General features: G+C 36.9%; 17 protein-coding genes. 15 read left to right on the plus strand and 2 right to left on the minus strand.

Annotated elements, in window-relative coordinates:
- The 5 genes from MF646_RS14055 to MF646_RS14075 all read left to right on the plus strand — a co-directional run bounded on the left by MF646_RS14055 (position 1) and on the right by MF646_RS14075 (position 4,792).
- Complete coding sequence (locus MF646_RS14055; protein WP_250097140.1) at positions 1 to 1,110, plus strand: glycoside hydrolase family 88/105 protein; 1,110 nt, start codon at positions 1 to 3, stop codon at positions 1,108 to 1,110.
- 117 nt (positions 1,111 to 1,227) lie between these two features.
- On the plus strand, positions 1,228 to 1,761 hold the full coding sequence (locus tag MF646_RS14060) for a hypothetical protein (RefSeq protein ID WP_250097141.1): 534 nt from the start codon (positions 1,228 to 1,230) through the stop codon (positions 1,759 to 1,761).
- Positions 1,762 to 1,788: 27 nt separating this feature from the next.
- Positions 1,789 to 2,448: a YesL family protein gene (locus MF646_RS14065; RefSeq protein WP_250097142.1), complete on the plus strand. Its 660-nt coding sequence runs from the start codon at positions 1,789 to 1,791 to the stop codon at positions 2,446 to 2,448.
- 77 nt (positions 2,449 to 2,525) lie between these two features.
- Entirely contained in the window at positions 2,526 to 3,809 is a 1,284-nt protein-coding gene (locus tag MF646_RS14070; protein WP_250097143.1) for a Gfo/Idh/MocA family protein, read from the plus strand.
- Positions 3,810 to 3,838: 29 nt separating this feature from the next.
- Positions 3,839 to 4,792 carry a sugar kinase gene (locus MF646_RS14075; protein WP_250097144.1) on the plus strand — a complete coding sequence of 318 codons (954 nt, stop codon included), beginning with the start codon at positions 3,839 to 3,841 and terminating at the stop codon, positions 4,790 to 4,792.
- Between the two features lie 166 nt (positions 4,793 to 4,958).
- Here the strand turns inward: MF646_RS14075 and MF646_RS14080 are convergent, their stop codons facing one another.
- The gene (locus tag MF646_RS14080; RefSeq protein ID WP_250097145.1) at positions 4,959 to 5,954 is read right to left on the minus strand and encodes a LacI family DNA-binding transcriptional regulator; all 996 of its coding nucleotides are present in this window, start codon (positions 5,952 to 5,954) and stop codon (positions 4,959 to 4,961) included.
- Positions 5,955 to 6,067: 113 nt separating this feature from the next.
- Here MF646_RS14080 and MF646_RS14085 point away from each other — a divergent pair, with 113 nt between their 5' ends.
- From MF646_RS14085 to MF646_RS14130, 10 genes are all read left to right on the plus strand, one after another.
- Positions 6,068 to 7,036, plus strand: a complete 969-nt coding sequence (locus MF646_RS14085; protein WP_250097146.1) for a bile acid:sodium symporter family protein — start codon at positions 6,068 to 6,070, stop codon at positions 7,034 to 7,036.
- A 101-nt stretch (positions 7,037 to 7,137) separates the two neighbouring features.
- Positions 7,138 to 8,634: a UxaA family hydrolase gene (locus MF646_RS14090; RefSeq protein WP_250097147.1), complete on the plus strand. Its 1,497-nt coding sequence runs from the start codon at positions 7,138 to 7,140 to the stop codon at positions 8,632 to 8,634.
- A gap of 38 nt (positions 8,635 to 8,672) precedes the next feature.
- Positions 8,673 to 10,199 carry a tagaturonate reductase gene (locus MF646_RS14095; RefSeq protein ID WP_250097148.1) on the plus strand — a complete coding sequence of 509 codons (1,527 nt, stop codon included), beginning with the start codon at positions 8,673 to 8,675 and terminating at the stop codon, positions 10,197 to 10,199.
- Between the two features lie 59 nt (positions 10,200 to 10,258).
- The gene (locus tag MF646_RS14100) at positions 10,259 to 10,894 is read left to right on the plus strand and encodes a bifunctional 4-hydroxy-2-oxoglutarate aldolase/2-dehydro-3-deoxy-phosphogluconate aldolase (protein WP_250097149.1); all 636 of its coding nucleotides are present in this window, start codon (positions 10,259 to 10,261) and stop codon (positions 10,892 to 10,894) included.
- 174 nt (positions 10,895 to 11,068) lie between these two features.
- A complete protein-coding gene (locus MF646_RS14105; RefSeq protein WP_250097150.1) occupies positions 11,069 to 11,506 on the plus strand; it encodes a peptidylprolyl isomerase in 438 nt (145 codons plus the stop codon).
- Between the two features lie 271 nt (positions 11,507 to 11,777).
- The gene (locus tag MF646_RS14110; RefSeq protein ID WP_250097151.1) at positions 11,778 to 12,695 is read left to right on the plus strand and encodes an NAD(P)/FAD-dependent oxidoreductase; all 918 of its coding nucleotides are present in this window, start codon (positions 11,778 to 11,780) and stop codon (positions 12,693 to 12,695) included.
- Between the two features lie 120 nt (positions 12,696 to 12,815).
- Complete coding sequence (locus tag MF646_RS14115) at positions 12,816 to 13,520, plus strand: gamma-glutamyl-gamma-aminobutyrate hydrolase family protein (protein ID WP_250097152.1); 705 nt, start codon at positions 12,816 to 12,818, stop codon at positions 13,518 to 13,520.
- 343 nt (positions 13,521 to 13,863) lie between these two features.
- Positions 13,864 to 14,532: a hypothetical protein gene (locus tag MF646_RS14120; RefSeq protein WP_250097153.1), complete on the plus strand. Its 669-nt coding sequence runs from the start codon at positions 13,864 to 13,866 to the stop codon at positions 14,530 to 14,532.
- A 108-nt stretch (positions 14,533 to 14,640) separates the two neighbouring features.
- A complete protein-coding gene (locus tag MF646_RS14125) occupies positions 14,641 to 14,973 on the plus strand; it encodes a hypothetical protein (protein WP_250097154.1) in 333 nt (110 codons plus the stop codon).
- A gap of 273 nt (positions 14,974 to 15,246) precedes the next feature.
- On the plus strand, positions 15,247 to 15,345 hold the full coding sequence (locus MF646_RS14130) for a YjcZ family sporulation protein (protein ID WP_250097155.1): 99 nt from the start codon (positions 15,247 to 15,249) through the stop codon (positions 15,343 to 15,345).
- 337 nt (positions 15,346 to 15,682) lie between these two features.
- On the opposite strand, the gene MF646_RS14135 is transcribed toward MF646_RS14130, so the two are convergent.
- Positions 15,683 to 16,402, minus strand: coding sequence for a hypothetical protein (locus tag MF646_RS14135; RefSeq protein ID WP_250097156.1), 720 nt, complete (start codon positions 16,400 to 16,402; stop codon positions 15,683 to 15,685).
- Positions 16,403 to 16,610: the final 208 nt, after the last annotated feature.

Genomic DNA, 16,610 nt, shown 5'->3' on the forward strand with positions numbered 1-16,610 from the left:
ATGGCAAATCAAGTAGCAGTTAATGGAAAGAGTGCATTAGAATGGGCACAAAGAGCAAGTGAAAGTTTAATGAGTCAATATGAACCGATCAAGCTTCCACCAGCGGATAGATGGCATTATCATCAAGGAGTTTTCTTGTGTGGTGTTCATAGTGTTTGGCAAGAAACGAGGAATGAAGAATACTTTTATTATTTCAAGGAATATGTTGATAAGCTTGTAGATGAACAAGGGAACTTTTTCTTTGCTAGAGATGAGCTAGATGCAATTCAACCGGGATTACTACTCCTACCTTTATATAATCAAACGGGAGAAGAGCGTTATAAAGTAGCAGCTACTAAGCTTCGTAATCTACTAAATACGATTAACAAAACAAAAGAAGGCGGCTTTTGGCATAAAGATAAGTACCCTTATCAAATGTGGCTTGATGGACTCTACATGGCAGGACCTTTTACACTTCAATATGGTCAGCAATTTGGAGAACCGGAATTAGTAGATTTAGTTTTATATCAAGAATCACTCATGAGAAAGAATACTAAAGATGAGAAAACAGGACTTTATTTCCATGGATGGGATGAAAGTGGTCAGACACCTTGGCATGTCCCTGGTACAAATACAGCTCCTGAAATTTGGGGGCGCTCGTTAGGCTGGTATGGATTAGCTGTTGTAGACATAATTGGAATGCTTCCTGATGATCATCCGAAGAAAAAAGAGTTAATTGGTGTGATTCAAAATCTAATTGAGAACTTGGTTCGTTATCAAGATGAGAAGACAGGGTTGTGGTATCAAGTCATAGATAAAGGCCACCTTGAAGATAACTGGTTAGAAAGTTCTTGCTCGAGCTTGTTTGTATATACAATCGCTAAAGCTGTAAATCAAGGCTATATCGATGCAAAGTATTTTGAATATGCGAAAAAAGGATATGAAGGAATCATTAATCACTGTATTGAAGTAGATGATAAGGATCAAGTTACGCTAACTGGTATTTGTATCGGTACCTCAATCGGGGTTTATGATTATTATGTTGGGCGCCAAACGAGTGAAAATGACTTGCACGGAGTAGGAGCATTTATCCTAGCGAGTATGCAAATGTACCACAATGAATCAAAATAGCAAATCAGTACCTTTCTTCTAATCCGTTACTAGTAGAGAGCATTAAAAATAGCTCTCTACTAGTAGATTAATAATGATATAGTTAAGATAGCTCTTTAAGGAAGGAAGGAAAATGAAATGAAAGTTCTAGGGAAGATTCTTTTTTTTGTATTTTGTTTGTTGATGATCGTTGGTTGCAATAACAATGATGAAAAATATACATTACTCTTTTTCTCAGAAATACCGGAATCGGCACAGGATGAAATAGAGGCGGTCGTTAAAGAGGCTATCAATATTGAGGAGACTGATTTTGAACTAAACATGTTTCCGGTAACTTATGAAAGATTAGTTGTTGAAATTGCAGGACATAACGGTGATATTTTATTTTTGAAGGAAGAGCTTATGTCAGCCGCGTATGATCCAGTTGGACTCATTCCATTAGATGAAGTGATTGATCAAGCTACGTTTGATCAGATTCCAAATGATTATAAAAATGTTCATGATGAAACAGGGAAAACGCATGTTCATGCATTACCAATCGATAATGAATCTCCGTTTTTAAAGAGATTAGGAGTAACACTAGACGAGCCTTTGGTGGCTATTATACCCATTTACAGTGAAAATAAAGCGTTTTCAAAAGAGCTGCTTCGATATATAATAGAGACAAACTAGTTTGCTAGAAAGAAAGGAGGAAACATGATGGAAATGAATGGATTTATGGGTAGCTTTTATCGAGCGAGCGTATTTATTTCGAAGCTGGCCTATATTAATATACTCTGGATCATGTTTACCTTAATGGGATTAGTTATTTTTGGATTTATGCCAGCAACAGTTGCAATGTTTGCTGTTACGAGAAAATGGATCAATGGATCAGGAGATTTTCCGCTTTTTAAGACGTTTTGGGGTTACTATAAATCAGAACTTGTTAAATCGAATATATTTGGAATCTTCTTCGTTTTTATCGGTTATATTCTTTATATGAATTTTATCCTCGTGCCGGAACAGGTGCTTTGGATGACAGTATTAAGATATATTTTCCTTGTTATTAGCATAGTATATCTCATTACGTTGCTTACTTTTTTCCCAACGTACGTTCAACTTAATTTAAAAGGGACTAATTATTTAAAAACATCGCTATTGCTCGGTTTGGCTTATCCTCAATATGTCGTTTTGATGGTTGCTGGAATTGTTGGTATTCAGTATTTAATGATGTTTTTACCAGGGTTAATACTATTTTTCGCAGCTAGTTTAATCTGTTATGTAATGACATGGGTTATGAGAATAGTCTTTAAAAATGTTGAAAAAAAGAACCAACAGTTTGAAGAAGAGCAAGCAGCAAGAGAAGTAGAGGTCATGTAGTTTGATTAGGGTGAATCATGTAATAGATTCACCCTCTATAAAAAAGAATAATAACAACGTTGTTAAGGAGTGGCAGAATGAAAAGAATTGTTGTTTGCGGACTAAGTAATCGAGCCATGCAAATGTTTATTAAACCAATCTTAACAAAGTTCTCACAGGAAAACGAGATTGTTGGTTTATTAGATCAAGATGAGAGACGAGGGGATCTCATTTATGAGAGGTTTCCAGAGTTAAGGGACGTTCCTTACTATAGCCCTGAGGCATTTTCTGAAATGATTTCTAAAACTAGGCCGACAACTGTTATTGTCACGAGTCGAGATGATACACATGTTGATTATATATTACAAGGTCTCAAATATGATTTGGATATCATTTGTGAAAAGCCAATGGTCATTACAAGCCAAGATGCAAGAAGAGTGATGGAAGCTGAAGAGAGTAGCAAAGGGAAAGTAACTGTAGCTTTTAATTATCGATACAATCCATTTCACCGAAAAATAAAAGAAATAATTCTAGAAGGGAAGATCGGAAAAATTACGTCTATTGATTTGAATTGGTATATCGATACGTACCATGGATCGAGCTATTTTAAACGATGGAACCGAATGAGGAAGCACTCCGGAGGGTTATCCGTTCATAAATCTACGCATCATTTTGATTTAGTGAATTGGTGGATTGATCAAAAGCCAGTTGAGGTCTTTGCGTACGGTGATTTACATTATTACGGTAAACATGGGGAAGAAAATCCAAGTCAGATCGATAACCGCTACTGTGGTACATGTACGGAGAAGTTATTATGCAATTACTATTCTCGCTGGAACAATCGTACAAATTCAGAAGTAGTGAAAGATGATCATGTAAAAGCAGAAGTGGAACAGAATTATACGAATTACCGGCCTGATGCATGTATTTTCGATCATGAAATTGAGATTGAAGATACATATGTTGCAACAGTGAAATACAATCAAGGTGCCTTGTTAAGCTACTCAATCAATTTTTCGTTGCCTTATGAAGGGTATCGACTTGCGATTAATGGAACAAAGGGAAGGATCGAAACCCAAGAATTTCATGAACTCAGCCGTATTCCTTTTCCAGTTCCTGAACAAACAATTGACTATTTTCCGTTGTTTGGGTCAAAAGAAATCATTCATGTTGTCCAAAATGAGGGCGGTCATGGAGGTGGAGATCCATTGATTCAAGAAGATCTCTTTTTAGGAATAGATTCTAGTAGAAAATATGAAATTTTAGCAGGATCACGCGCTGGTGCTTATTCAATTGCTGTTGGAGAAGGAGTCTGGAAATCTAGCAAGGAGAATAAACCAATTCGGATCGATCAATTATTAGAGAACTATATATATGAATAATTTACAAAATTCAAACTGGAGGGGTTAAGATGGATGTTGTAACAATTGGAGAGTCAATGGCTGTGTTTAGTCCTGAGTCATCGCCGTTAATGAGATATGCAGCAACGTATTCGCGTAAATTTGGTGGAGCTGAATCAAATGTAGCGATTGGCTTAACGAGGCTTGGTCATGAAGTAGGATGGATAAGCAAAGTAGGAAACGATGAATTAGGAAAGGGCTTGCTCTCTTTTATTCGTGGAGAGGGAATTGATGTTAGTCAGGTGAAGGTAGATGGGAGGGCCCCAACAGGTTTGTATTTTAAGGAAGTAAGAAATGCAAGCAATGTAAAGGTTGAATATTATCGCAAAGGTTCAGCAGCAAGTCAATTACATGTTACGGATTTAGATGAACAGTATATTGCAAATGCAAAATATATTCACATAACAGGGATTACTCCAGCTCTTAGCGAGAGCTGCTATGAGACCGTTATGAAAATGATTCAGATCGCTAAAGACAACGGCGTAAAGATTGTATTCGACCCTAATTTACGAAAAAAACTGTGGTCTGAAGAACGCGCGAGAGAAGTATTACTTGAAATTGCTTCAAAATCAGATATTGTCATGCCAGGAATTTCCGAAGGGGAGTTTATGTTTGGAGAAAGAGATGTAGAATCATTAGGTCAGACGTTTTTAGAACATGGAGCTTCACTAGTAGTTATGAAAGTCGGTGAAAAGGGAGCCTATTACTTTACAAAAGAACAAAGTGAGCTTGTACCTGGTTTCCCTGTCGATCAAGTAGTTGATCCTGTTGGAGCCGGAGATGGCTTTGCTGCAGGAGTGATCTCTGGTTTATTAGATCAATTACCTTTGTATCAAGCGGTTGAACGTGGAAACGCAGTTGGAGCGATGGCTGTACAAATTCCGGGTGATTTTGAAGGATTGCCAAGTAGAGAAGAAATTCATCAGTTTCTCTACGGGGCAGAATTAGAGGATATTAGCAGATAAAAAAGAGGCTGTAACAAATGTCCGGAACAAAAGCGGAAATGGCGCCGTTCGCTACTCAGCTTGCGAGAAAGGCCTAATCCTTACAAGGGAGTGAGACTCCGATTATTGCTTAGGGGGTGCCAAAAAGTCTGTTTTTGACTTTTGACACCCCCTAATACTCGTTTAATCAGTCATACCACCCAAAAGGAGCACAAGAGTTAGCAATATTTAATTCAGGATCTAAAATAATGGAGTCTTGAATGTCATTCCCTTCTATGATAGATAGAAGGGCTTCATTAATTTGCTTGGCAATTCTAGTTACAGGTACACCTACAGTAGATAACGTTACCTCTAAGTTGTCTGACTGTGGAATATTGTCATAGCTAATAATAGAGAGATCCTTTGGCACGTAAAGAGCTAGTTCGCTAGTTGCTCGAAGAATCCCGCGTGTTAAATCATAGCTCCCGCTAATTATGGCTGTTATATCCGTATTATTTGATAGTAAAGTTTTTGCAGCATGATATCCGTCATGAACTTCTAGACCATTAGTAGGGATTACTAAGTCAGGTAATTCGGAAGCTTGTTTAACGTTCATCGCTTCAAAAAAACCGATTGCTTTCTCTTTTTGAAGAGGATCAACGTCTGATAAGTCACCTATAAAAGCAATTTTCTTATGACCAATTTCTTGTAAGTAATTCACAGCTAATTTAATTGCCTTTCTTCGATTGACATCAATCGTTGGATACGTTGAGTTTTCTTTCAGTCCGTAATAAAGAATCGGAACGGTTGTCTGAATAGAAGAGTCACTAAGAACGGATTTATTTTCTCCGAAAACTAAGATAGCGTCTACTTGAAACCGGTTGAATGTAGCAATCGCTGATTCAACTTTGTTTATAGACAAAAGTGTTGTATAGGATTTTTCTTCTAAAAGGTCGTTGATTTTTGTAATCAAAATTGACGGGGCGATTCTTTCGACACTTGGCCAAACGACTCCGATTGTATACGACTTTTTTTGCACAAGGCTTCTTGCCGCTACGTTCGGTTGATACCCTAATTCTTCTGCTATTTTCATAATTTTTATTTTCGTCGGTTTTTTCACTAATGGACTGTCTCTTAAAGCCTTTGATACCGTTGAGTAGCTTACTCCTGCATGCTTGGCTATATCCTTTATTGTTACCCCCATAGTCCGCCTCCATTTAAAATTACAACGTTGTTAATCTATTTACTTATTATATCAAAGTAAAGTAAGATTTATAAGTGAAACGTACGAGTGGAATTAAAGTGAGGAGTATGAGTATGATTCAGACTATAAATCAGCATTTAGAAAAAGCGATGCCCTTTATAACACCAAGTAGTGTCGTGTTAGGTTTGGTTTTATCCAATTACATTCAGTCGTGGGTTGCTTTCGTGCCATGGGTTTTTGCCTTTATTACATTATCGAGTAGCATTGGGGTACGAATAGAAAAGATTAAGACTGCGATAATACATCCGAAACCAATTTTTCTCTCACTAGGGATCATTCAACTTCTAATGCCATTTATTGCATTTCTGTTAGGACATTTGTTTTTTCCAAATGATTATTTAACCGTTGTAGGATTAATTATTGCCTTTATCATTCCAACAGGGGTAATCAGTTTGATGTGGGTTTCAATTTATAAAGGAAATTCCTCTGTTTCTTTATTAATTGTCTTAGTGAACACACTTTTAGCCCCATTTGTTATCCCATTTTCTTTGCACCTGTTAGTTGGTGCGAGTATTGACATTAATACATGGAGTTTAATGTCAAATTTGTTTTTAATGATTGTAATTCCATCATTATTAGGAATTGCTTTAAATTATATTCCTGCGCTAAAGACGAAAGATGTGAAAGGGACACTCGCTCCTTTTTCAAAATTTGGCTTGTTTTTTGTTATTGCCGTTAATAGTTCCGTAGCAGCTCCTGTTTTAAGCTTTGATTGGAAACTTATCTCTATTGCAATAATCGTTTTTTGTATTGCATCACTAGGTTATTTACTTGGTGTCGTTTTAGGGAGACTCTTAAAATTTGAAAACGATGTAATCATAAGCTTATTGTTTAATAGCGGAATGAGAAATATAAGTGTAGGGGCGACTATAGCTATTTTATATTTTCCAGCTCCTGTGTCCGTACCTATTGTCCTCGGAACGCTTTTTCAACAAACGTTGGCAGCATTTTATGGTCGGATTCTTTCGAATTACTTACAGAAGAAAGAGCAAGATCAAAAGCAGTATAAGCTAGTAAATTAATTTTTTCTTAATTGACAATTACCGCTCCCTTTTATAAAATTAAAATAACAACGTTGTTATTTTTCTTTAAACTCTATGAAAATAATAAAAAGGAGGTCAATATGAGCTCAAATTATCTTTTAGTTAATAAGGCTGATAATGTAGTTGTCACACTTAAAAATTATGAAGCTGGGGAGACCCTGCAATTTGAAGATAGAAACATTCTTTTAAAGGTTGCTGTTCCAACCGGCCATAAAGTAGCGGTAGCACCAATTAAAAAGGGTCAAGATGTAAGGAAGTATGGATTTCCAATTGGGCATGCAACAGAAACGATTGAAGTGGGGGATTGGGTCCATACTCATAACACGAAAACGAATTTATCAGGAACATTAGAATATACGTATACTCCAAACAAAACCTCTCATTCAATTAGTCAAGCAGAGCAACGAACGTTTAAAGGTTATGTTCGAGCAAATGGCGAGATTGGAATTCGAAATGAAGTTTGGATTATAAACACAGTAGGCTGTATTAATAAAACGGCGGAGCTTTTGGCGAAGACGGCTGATAGTCAGTACAGGGGCGAGGGAATTGACGGTGTATATCATTACCCGCATCTGTTTGGCTGTTCTCAACTCGGGGATGACCTTCATAATACGCAGAAGATATTAAGTAATCTCGTACATCATCCTAATGCTGCAGGTATTCTAGTACTTGGTTTAGGGTGTGAGAACAATCATATTGCTGAATTCAAAAAAGTGATTGGTGATTTTGATGAGAACAAAGTGAGATTCTTAAGCGTACAAGAAGCTGATGATGAGTTAGAGGAAGGATTAGAACTACTTGATGAGATTGTTTCCTATGCGAAAACGTTCACACGTGAAGATGTGCCTGTATCAAAGTTAAAAGTCGGTTTGAAATGTGGAGGCTCTGACGGGTTTTCAGGAATTACAGCGAACCCACTTGTAGGGTCCTTTTCGGATAAATTAATCGAACATGGAGGTACATCGATTTTAACAGAAGTACCTGAAATGTTTGGAGCAGAAACACTTCTCATGAATCGGGCAAAAAATGAAAAGGTTTTCAGTATGATTGTTGATTTAGTCAATGACTTTAAAGAATACTTTATAAAGCATGACCAAGTAGTCTATGAAAATCCATCACCAGGTAATAAAAAAGGTGGTATTACAACGTTAGAAGAAAAGTCACTTGGCTGTGTTCAAAAAGGAGGATTCTCTCCTGTCAACGATGTATTGCCATACGGAGGACGCGTAACGGAGCCTGGGTTAAATTTAGTTCAAGGACCTGGGAATGATCTTGTATCGGTTACAGCGTTAGCAGCTTCAGGAGCACATATTGTCATTTTTACAACAGGAAGAGGAACTCCGTTTGGTGGACCTGTTCCAACAGTAAAAATGTCAACGAACAGTAAGCTCTTTGAGAAGAAGAAAAACTGGATTGACTTCAATGCTGGTGAACTTATTTATGGAAAAGAATTGGATGAATTGACAGATCAATTGTTTGATTACATCATTGAATTAGCTTCAGGAGACGTTCGTACAAATAATGAAAAGAACGGATTTAAAGAGATTTCCATCTTTAAAGATGGTGTCATTTTATAATTCTTTTTCGCAAACTCAACTAAGGAGTGATTTTTTAGATGGAACAATTAAGCCGTTCAATAAAATTAGAAAACCTTCCTGCTCAAGTTACGTATGAACATCAAGACCATTTGCCAGAAAAAATTGTTCAATTTGGTGAGGGGAACTTTTTAAGAGGATTTGTGGATTGGATGATTCATGAATTAAATAAACAAGGGTTGTTTAATGGGAAAGTGGTAGCGATACAGCCAACACCGCACGGGAAAGTTGTACCAAAGCTTAATGCTCAGGATGGGTTATACACTCTTGCACTACGAGGGATTGAAAATGGGCAGATCGTGGAACGTAATGAAATTATTTCATCGATCTCTAGAGGTATTAATCCATATAGCAATTGGGACGAAGTTTTAAAGGTAGCAGAATCACCCGACATTCAGTTTGTTTTTTCTAATACAACTGAAGCCGGTCTTACCTACTTAGAAGAAGCATATGATAAGCAAAAATCGCCTTTATCTTTTCCTGGAAAGGTAACAGCCTTTTTGTACCATCGATATAAGGTGATGAATGCAAAGCCTGAGGCAGGTTTAGTCTTAATCCCGTGCGAATTAGTAGAAGGAAATGGTGACGTACTAAAAGAGCTTGTTCTACGATATGCAAAAGAATGGAATATGCCTAAGGAGTTTACTACTTGGGTCAACAATCATAATCAATTTAGCAATACATTAGTCGACCGCATTGTGACAGGATATCCTAAAGACAATATTGAGGAATATAGAGACATTCTTGGGTATGAAGATGTTCTTTTAACAGCCGGAGAACCGTACCATTTATTTGCCATTGAGGCAGGGGAGGATGTGGCAGAGCGCTTACCGTTTCATCAAGCTGGTTTAAATGTGAAATGGGGTCCGATTACTCCATATCGTGAATTAAAAGTTCGGTTATTAAATGGCCCTCATACAATGATGTTTTCAATTTGTTATCTATCTGGTGTTGATACCGTCTTAGAAGCGATGCAGGATCCTGACTTAGGTGAATTTGTGAAAAACGGTATGATTGAGGAGATATTTCCTACTGTGAAGATGGATGAAAAGGAAAAGAGGTTATTTGTTGAATCAGTCATAGAAAGATTTGAAAACCCATATAACAAGCATTTTTTAACTGATATCGGTATGAATGCCGTTTATAAATACAAATCAAGACTCATTCCTTCTATGTTGGATTATATAGAGCAAACTAAGAAGTTGCCGCAGTCGATCTTGTTTTCACTAGCAGCTCTCATTGTCTATTATCATCCTGATAGAAATGATGGAGATTTTCTAATTGGACGACGGGGCAATAACGAATATACGATTCGTGATAATAAAGAAGCACTTTCGGCGTTAACAAAAGCGTGGGAGCTATTTGAGAATGACGGTGCAGATGTTTCCCGTTTAACAACGTCTGTATTAGAAGATGAAGAGCTTTGGGGTATAAATTTAAATGCAATAGACGGACTTAACGAATTGGTTGCAAGTAATGTATCAAGCATATTACTGCATGGCATGAAGGAAAGTGTAAGGAAACTTGCTAAAGCAGCTACAAAATAAGCAATTATTGACAAAAATAACAACGTTGGCATTGTGACGTTATTGAATTGGAGGAAGCGATGAATTTATTAGAACAGATTACAGAGAGTGGAATCGTTGCAGTAATACGTGGTTCAAAGCCTGAAAATATTGTTGCAATAGGGAAAGCGTTAAGGGAAGGGGGCGTTAAGGCCCTTGAAATTACAGTGGAAACACCAAGAGCCATGTCAATTATTGAGAAAGTAGCAGTAGAGCTTGAGAATGAAGATGTGATCGTAGGGGCAGGGACTGTCTTAGATCCAGAAACGGCACGAGCAGCCATTTTATCTGGAGCAAGATTTGTTTTTTCTCCAACGGTTAATGTAGAAACAATTAAGATGTCTAAGCGATATGGCGTACTAAGTATTCCTGGTGCCTTTACTCCGACAGAGATTTTGACTGCTTATGAAAATGGTGCTGATCTAATAAAAGTGTTCCCAGCAAATGCTGTTGGACCATCCTATATAAAAAATATTAAAGGTCCGTTACCTCATATTCCATTAATGGTGACAGGAGGCATTGATTTAGCGAATGCGGCCGATTACATTAAAGCGGGTGCAGTAGGCCTAGGTGTTGGGAGTACCCTTGTACCAGCTACGATTAATGAGGAGGCACTTCAATCTATTACGGATAAGGCTAAGAAATTTGTGGAAACTGTCAAGCTAGCAAGAGAGTAAGAGATATTTGGTAAAGCTGTTGAGAATATATTTTCAACAGCTTTTTGATTAGAGAATTAGACAATATCAAGCTCGAATTATTCATAAAATGTTTACGCTAATCATTTCAATTTCACATTGGAATCCGAATCGTGTACAATAAAGTGAATCTAAATCAAATTGGAGGCTATACATATGAAAAAAGGTTCTATTTCATTTGAAAATGGTGAAAAGCTTGTTATTGAATTTTACCCAGAAGCTGCACCAGGTCACGTTGAAAATTTTGAAAAGCTAGCGAATGAAGGATTCTATAACGGATTAACTTTCCACCGTGTCATTCCAGGGTTTGTTGCTCAAGGTGGCTGCCCAGTTGGAAATGGTACTGGAGGTCCTGGTTACACAATCAAATGTGAAACACAAGGTAACCCACATAAGCATGTTGCAGGTGCTCTTTCTATGGCACATGCAGGAAAAGATACGGGCGGTAGCCAATTCTTCATCGTACATGAGTCGCAACCTCATTTAGATGGTGTGCATACAGTATTTGGACAAGTTGTAGAAGGTCTTGATTCTGTATACCGTATTAAACAAGGCGATACGATGCAAGAAGTAAAAGTTTGGGATGAAGAGTAATACGTGAGAAATAGGGGCAGACTATGGAAGCCACAAAAAAGGTCAATTCAACCTTTTTCTGCGGCTCGATTTAGTAGCAATGGCTCCGCACGCTGCAAGCCTGCTATGAGAAGATCACTCATGGCAGGCTTTTTTTTAAAATAGCAGCCGTTCCGCACATTGCTTAGAGGGCACTGAAAAAGGGAAAACCACCCTTTTTCAGTGCCCTCCAGACTAGGTCTGCCTTTTTTAGTTTGCTTTTTTAGAAGAAAAGGAAGAAAGGAGATTAGGGATGGAACATCGAACGGTTGATGTGACAATTGTCGGCGGTGGACCTGGTGGTTTAAGCGCGGCATTAGTGCTTGGCAGATCGTGTAGAAGCGTTGTGTTGATTGATTCAGGACATCCTAGAAATGAAGTAACATATGAATCCCACGGATTCCTAACACGTGACGGAATTAAACCCTTTGAGCTGCGAGAAATAGCTCTTGAACAGATGAAAAAGTATGACAAAGTGACGATTATAGACGATCTAGTTGAAGATGTTAAAAATGAGGATGCTCGTTTTAAAACAACGACACGAACAGGAAGAATCATCTCTAGCCGAAAAATCATTTTTGCCACTGGATTAAAGGAACACTTACCAATGATTCGCGGGTTAAAACAAACGTATGGCAAATCCGTTTTTTCATGTCCTTATTGTGACGGGTGGGAGCATCGTGATTTACCTCTTGCTGTTATCGGAAATCAAAAAGATCTCATTCATTATATCCGATTAATCTATAATTGGAGTCAAGATTTACTCGTCGCCACGAATGGGCCGGCCGAACTTAAAGAAAAAGAAAAAAAAGAGGTTGCCGAACACGGTATCCGCTTAATTGAAACAGAGATAAAAGAAATAACTTCTACAGATGGTTTATTAAAGGAAATTGTCTTTGCGGACGGCGAAACAATTAACAGAAAAGCGGCTTTTATCGTTAATACCGGAGCTGAACAAGCGACAATGCTTCCAGAAAAACTAGGTGTAACTTTAGCAGAAAATGGAGCATTTGAAACAAAGGAACATGGCAAGACTAGTGTAAATGGCCTCTACATTATTGGTGATGCAGCGAAACGATTTACTGGGTTAATGGGAGCGGCAGCCGAAGGGTATGAAACAGGCGTGAATATGAATCATGAATTTGTTGAGGAAGATTGGCTGAAAAAGTAAATGAAGATTATGTGCCTGCATCTTGGTTGCAGGCTTATTTAAGTATAAAGATGAAAAAACGTAATAAATATTTGTTATATGCACCTTCGTTATCTACAAAACTGAAGGAGTTGGTACGAATTGAAACCTTTGATAGGAATCTCAACATCAGAAGATAATAAGAAAAGTATGCTTTCTCACCAATATGTAAAAGCAGTGACAAACGCAGGAGGAGTCCCGGTCGTTCTCCCAAATATTGTTGAACATAATGAACTAGAGCCACTTGTAGAGCTACTTGATGGACTTCTTCTTTCGGGTGGTGGTGACATTGATCCAACATTGTTTGGGGAAGAGCCTCATCCTAAACTTGGGTTAATACGTCCTGATCGAGATAAATTTGAAATGTACATGATAAAGGAGTTTTTAATAAGAGATAAACCAATTTTAGCGATTTGCAGAGGTTGTCAAATATTGAATATCGCTGTTGGTGGAGACATGTTCCAAGATATTTATAGTCAAATAAATAAGGACCTTCTTCAACACACACAACTTGCACCGATGACGCATGGTTCTCATTATGTCCATGTGAAGGATGGATCTTTGCTACACCAAATTACAGATGTGTTGAAGTTTAAAGTTAATAGCTACCATCATCAAGCAAATCGAAAAGTTGCAGCCAATTTTCAAGTTAGTGCAACCGCTAGTGATGGAGTAATTGAGGCAATTGAAAGTAAAGTTCACTCTTTTGTATTAGGGCTCCAATGGCATCCTGAAGGAATGTTACCAAATGGAGATAATTATGCACATGTAATCTTTGAATCTTTTTTAAATGTTTGTAAGAATTAAAAGGTGTACCCGGTTGGTCCTAAAAGCTTTGGAACCAACTTTTTGTTTTATAGCTCTGCTTTTTTAGGTAGTAGTTTTTATTCAATAATTTGTGCTACGTATAAAATTTGCATATTGTAGAGACGATAAAGCGTTTGATATAATTAATTAAAATTAGTAAGTAGTATTTGTAACCATATTCCTCTTTGCTTCAACATAAGCACCCCCCAATATGAGAAACGTATAAAATGACATATTTGGTTAATAATAAAAAGATCTATCAATTATTTGACAACGTTGGACAGTCCTAGTTATGAAGCAGGACTGTCTTTTTTCAGTGATACTTTTAGAAAGTTGGTGCAAGATGAGCAAATACCGATATGCTGAGTATTGGAAGGAAAAAGCAAAGAGTGGGGATAAATGGTTATCTCCGTCAACACAAATATATAAACAAAATGATTTAATCTTTGTAGGACAGATTTTAAATATTTATTCAGGACAACAGGAATCAATTCGACTACTGTTTCCAAACATTAAAGCTGTAACAGGATTCCTACAATATATCTTTTTGCCAACGGCCTTCATAGGCTATTTTATGATCCATGAAATGGATCCAAAGACAATTATGCTAGGTGATGGAACGTTCTCTTCGTTAATTGATCAATTACCACTACGGGAACAATTTGAACCTAATACAAAAGAAATGATGCAAGAAGTTTTATCTTCCGTACAAACGGCCTGGACAAAAGAGGATGAAGTAGCCTTTTTTCAATTAGAAAAAGCTTTAAGATTGCTTGAATCTATCAATGTAGAACATGTTGTTACATCTTTTAACATCCTTCGCTCTCCAAGTGGACTAGCTAGTTGGTTAGTGAATGAATATGAAAATGAGCCAGTTTTAGGAATCAACTCACTTGAAGAAGAAGTGAACATGAATGTCAGTGAGTTTCTTCAATTAAGTCGAGATGCCGAATCACAACCTTTTCAATCAAAGCGTTTTTTTCATACATTAGATAGTGTAATGATTTTGTAAGCTATAACTTTTATTGAAAATGTTAAAAAAGGTGCATATACCCAATCATTCCGTGTCATTTCTCCATATGGTAATACCATATCGAAAAACTTTGGAGGAGATTTGAAGATGACACAAAAGAAAAAGCCTTTAGAGCAATTACAGCCGTTAGCAGAGCGTAGAAGCCCTATGCCGCTACAGCCTCTACAAGACAGAAAAGAGCCAAAACCAACCAAGCCGATTGAGGATGTAAAAAAGCCAATTGATGATTGTAAGCCTGACGATAAGAAGAAAATGCCTGATAAAAAGAAACCTGAAAAGCCGGTTGAAGATAAGAAAGAAGAGCCAAAGAAAAAAGAAATAGTTGACCCTTGGGCAAGACTTTTGTTTGGGCCTCCTAGAAAAGTGGAATCAAGTCCTGATGAGGATGATAAGCCCCGTAGAGGATTTTCGTGGATTTAATGATGAATGGTACTAGTGCATCACTAAAGGTGTGCTTGCAGTTATCATACAAATAAATAGCAACCAGGAAATAGGGGTAGTGAGGTGCGAATACTATCCCTTCTTGGGTTGCTGTTTTAATGTGAAAATCCGTTTTAAATAGTCTGAAACACATTCAGCATAATTCTAAAAAAACAATGAATTAACCCAAACAAGTTGAAAGTAAATTGCATATAGTACCAAGAATAGCAGTTAAGTTTTGCTATTTGACCTAACGTAAAGGAGGTGTTACGCATGTCAGGATATGCACACGGAGGTGGCTTTGCGTTAATCGTTGTATTGTTCATCTTGTTAGTTATTATCGGATGTGCTTGCGCAGGGTACGGTTACTAAAATGAGTTTTAAATGATGAAAGAATGACTGTCCCAAATCGTTTTGAACGGTTTTGGGGCAGTTCTTCGTTACTATTATATATATACAATGTTCGGCTAAATGCCAAACCGAACATACATACAGTAATCCCTAATAAGGTTGGGGTGTTCATTAGAGGCACGTCATAAGGATGCAGAGGACATATCAGAGGTGGGGTGACATATCAGATCAGGCAAACGTGTACTTGAATCAGTATTAACTTTATTTTAATCGCTAATAGGATCTGATTTTGACTATATACTAGCAAAGTCAGACCCTTTTTAGCATAAATCTATACTATATGCATGGCTGTTATTTTTTAATCTAAAGATTTATGTGATATGCTCTCAATATCCTTACAACGGATTAGTGTTTTTTTGACACCTGGGTGTTCAAATACTAGGGTGTCAGATATTACAACACATTTCTTTTTCTTTTTGAATTTTTTTATGAATCCTTTTATTTCTTTTCCAGACTTTGTACAAATTGTAACCTCTTTTCCATTCATTTTAGAGAGAATAGAACAGATACAATCCTTATCACATGTTTGATCTTTTTTCTTTAAATGTTTAAGTTTCTTTAAATGCTTTAAATCATCAAGGTTATCAAGCTTTTTTAAATGCTTTAGCTTATTTAAATCTTTAACGTCCTTTGGCTGCTTTTCTTCAATTACACATGGAACATATGGAGGTTCGGCTGTTTGGTGTTCTTTCTCTTTCTTCTCTTCCTTAATTTCTTTTAAGTCTTTCTTTTCCTTATCATATTTGATTTCTTCTTCTTCTTTTTCTTTTGGTACCGTCTCGTTCGGCTCTTTATCAATCTCGCTAGGGATTTCTTCTTCCGTGTTGTCCTCGACTTCTTCAACAGCCTCTTTTTTCTTCTTCATTTTATTCCCACGTTTTTGTATTTTATCAAAACATAGCTCCATGAATTTGCTATGAAAATCAAAATCAGTTGTTTTCTTTTCATCGAGCTCTAAATTAATTTGATCAAGGTCAATCCCTAAATCATATTCAAATTCAAATTTTTTTTTGCTCATCTTTTTTCCTCTCCTTTTCTTGCATTCTGCTAATAGTCTATGGACTTTGGACTATTTGTGATAGGGTATTTGTCTATAACCGAATGGTTTTATTGAAATAGTAGCTTGTCAATAGAAGTTAGGATAACTGAAAAGTAAGTACGAGAAATTTGTTTCTAATCCGTTTCATGTTATTTTTATTACTGAGAAAGTTTTAATGACATAATCA

The sequence above is a fragment of the Halalkalibacter alkaliphilus genome, from assembly GCF_023555415.1.
In the GTDB taxonomy this organism is placed as follows: Bacteria; Bacillota; Bacilli; order Bacillales; family Bacillaceae_D; genus Halalkalibacter; species Halalkalibacter alkaliphilus.

Coding starts and splice junctions, on each gene's coding strand:
- MF646_RS14130 (WP_250097155.1), top strand. CDS start 15,247: ATGTCAGGATATGCACACGGAGGTGGCTTTGCGTTAATCGTTGTATTG.
- MF646_RS14075 (WP_250097144.1), top strand. CDS start 3,839: ATGGATGTTGTAACAATTGGAGAGTCAATGGCTGTGTTTAGTCCTGAG.
- MF646_RS14090 (WP_250097147.1), top strand. CDS start 7,138: ATGAGCTCAAATTATCTTTTAGTTAATAAGGCTGATAATGTAGTTGTC.
- MF646_RS14095 (WP_250097148.1), top strand. CDS start 8,673: ATGGAACAATTAAGCCGTTCAATAAAATTAGAAAACCTTCCTGCTCAA.
- MF646_RS14125 (WP_250097154.1), top strand. CDS start 14,641: ATGACACAAAAGAAAAAGCCTTTAGAGCAATTACAGCCGTTAGCAGAG.
- MF646_RS14065 (WP_250097142.1), top strand. CDS start 1,789: ATGGAAATGAATGGATTTATGGGTAGCTTTTATCGAGCGAGCGTATTT.
- MF646_RS14120 (WP_250097153.1), top strand. CDS start 13,864: ATGAGCAAATACCGATATGCTGAGTATTGGAAGGAAAAAGCAAAGAGT.
- MF646_RS14060 (WP_250097141.1), top strand. CDS start 1,228: ATGAAAGTTCTAGGGAAGATTCTTTTTTTTGTATTTTGTTTGTTGATG.
- MF646_RS14105 (WP_250097150.1), top strand. CDS start 11,069: ATGAAAAAAGGTTCTATTTCATTTGAAAATGGTGAAAAGCTTGTTATT.
- MF646_RS14110 (WP_250097151.1), top strand. CDS start 11,778: ATGGAACATCGAACGGTTGATGTGACAATTGTCGGCGGTGGACCTGGT.
- MF646_RS14070 (WP_250097143.1), top strand. CDS start 2,526: ATGAAAAGAATTGTTGTTTGCGGACTAAGTAATCGAGCCATGCAAATG.
- MF646_RS14055 (WP_250097140.1), top strand. CDS start 1: ATGGCAAATCAAGTAGCAGTTAATGGAAAGAGTGCATTAGAATGGGCA.
- MF646_RS14080 (WP_250097145.1), bottom strand. CDS start 5,954: ATGGGGGTAACAATAAAGGATATAGCCAAGCATGCAGGAGTAAGCTAC.
- MF646_RS14100 (WP_250097149.1), top strand. CDS start 10,259: ATGAATTTATTAGAACAGATTACAGAGAGTGGAATCGTTGCAGTAATA.
- MF646_RS14085 (WP_250097146.1), top strand. CDS start 6,068: ATGATTCAGACTATAAATCAGCATTTAGAAAAAGCGATGCCCTTTATA.
- MF646_RS14135 (WP_250097156.1), bottom strand. CDS start 16,402: ATGAGCAAAAAAAAATTTGAATTTGAATATGATTTAGGGATTGACCTT.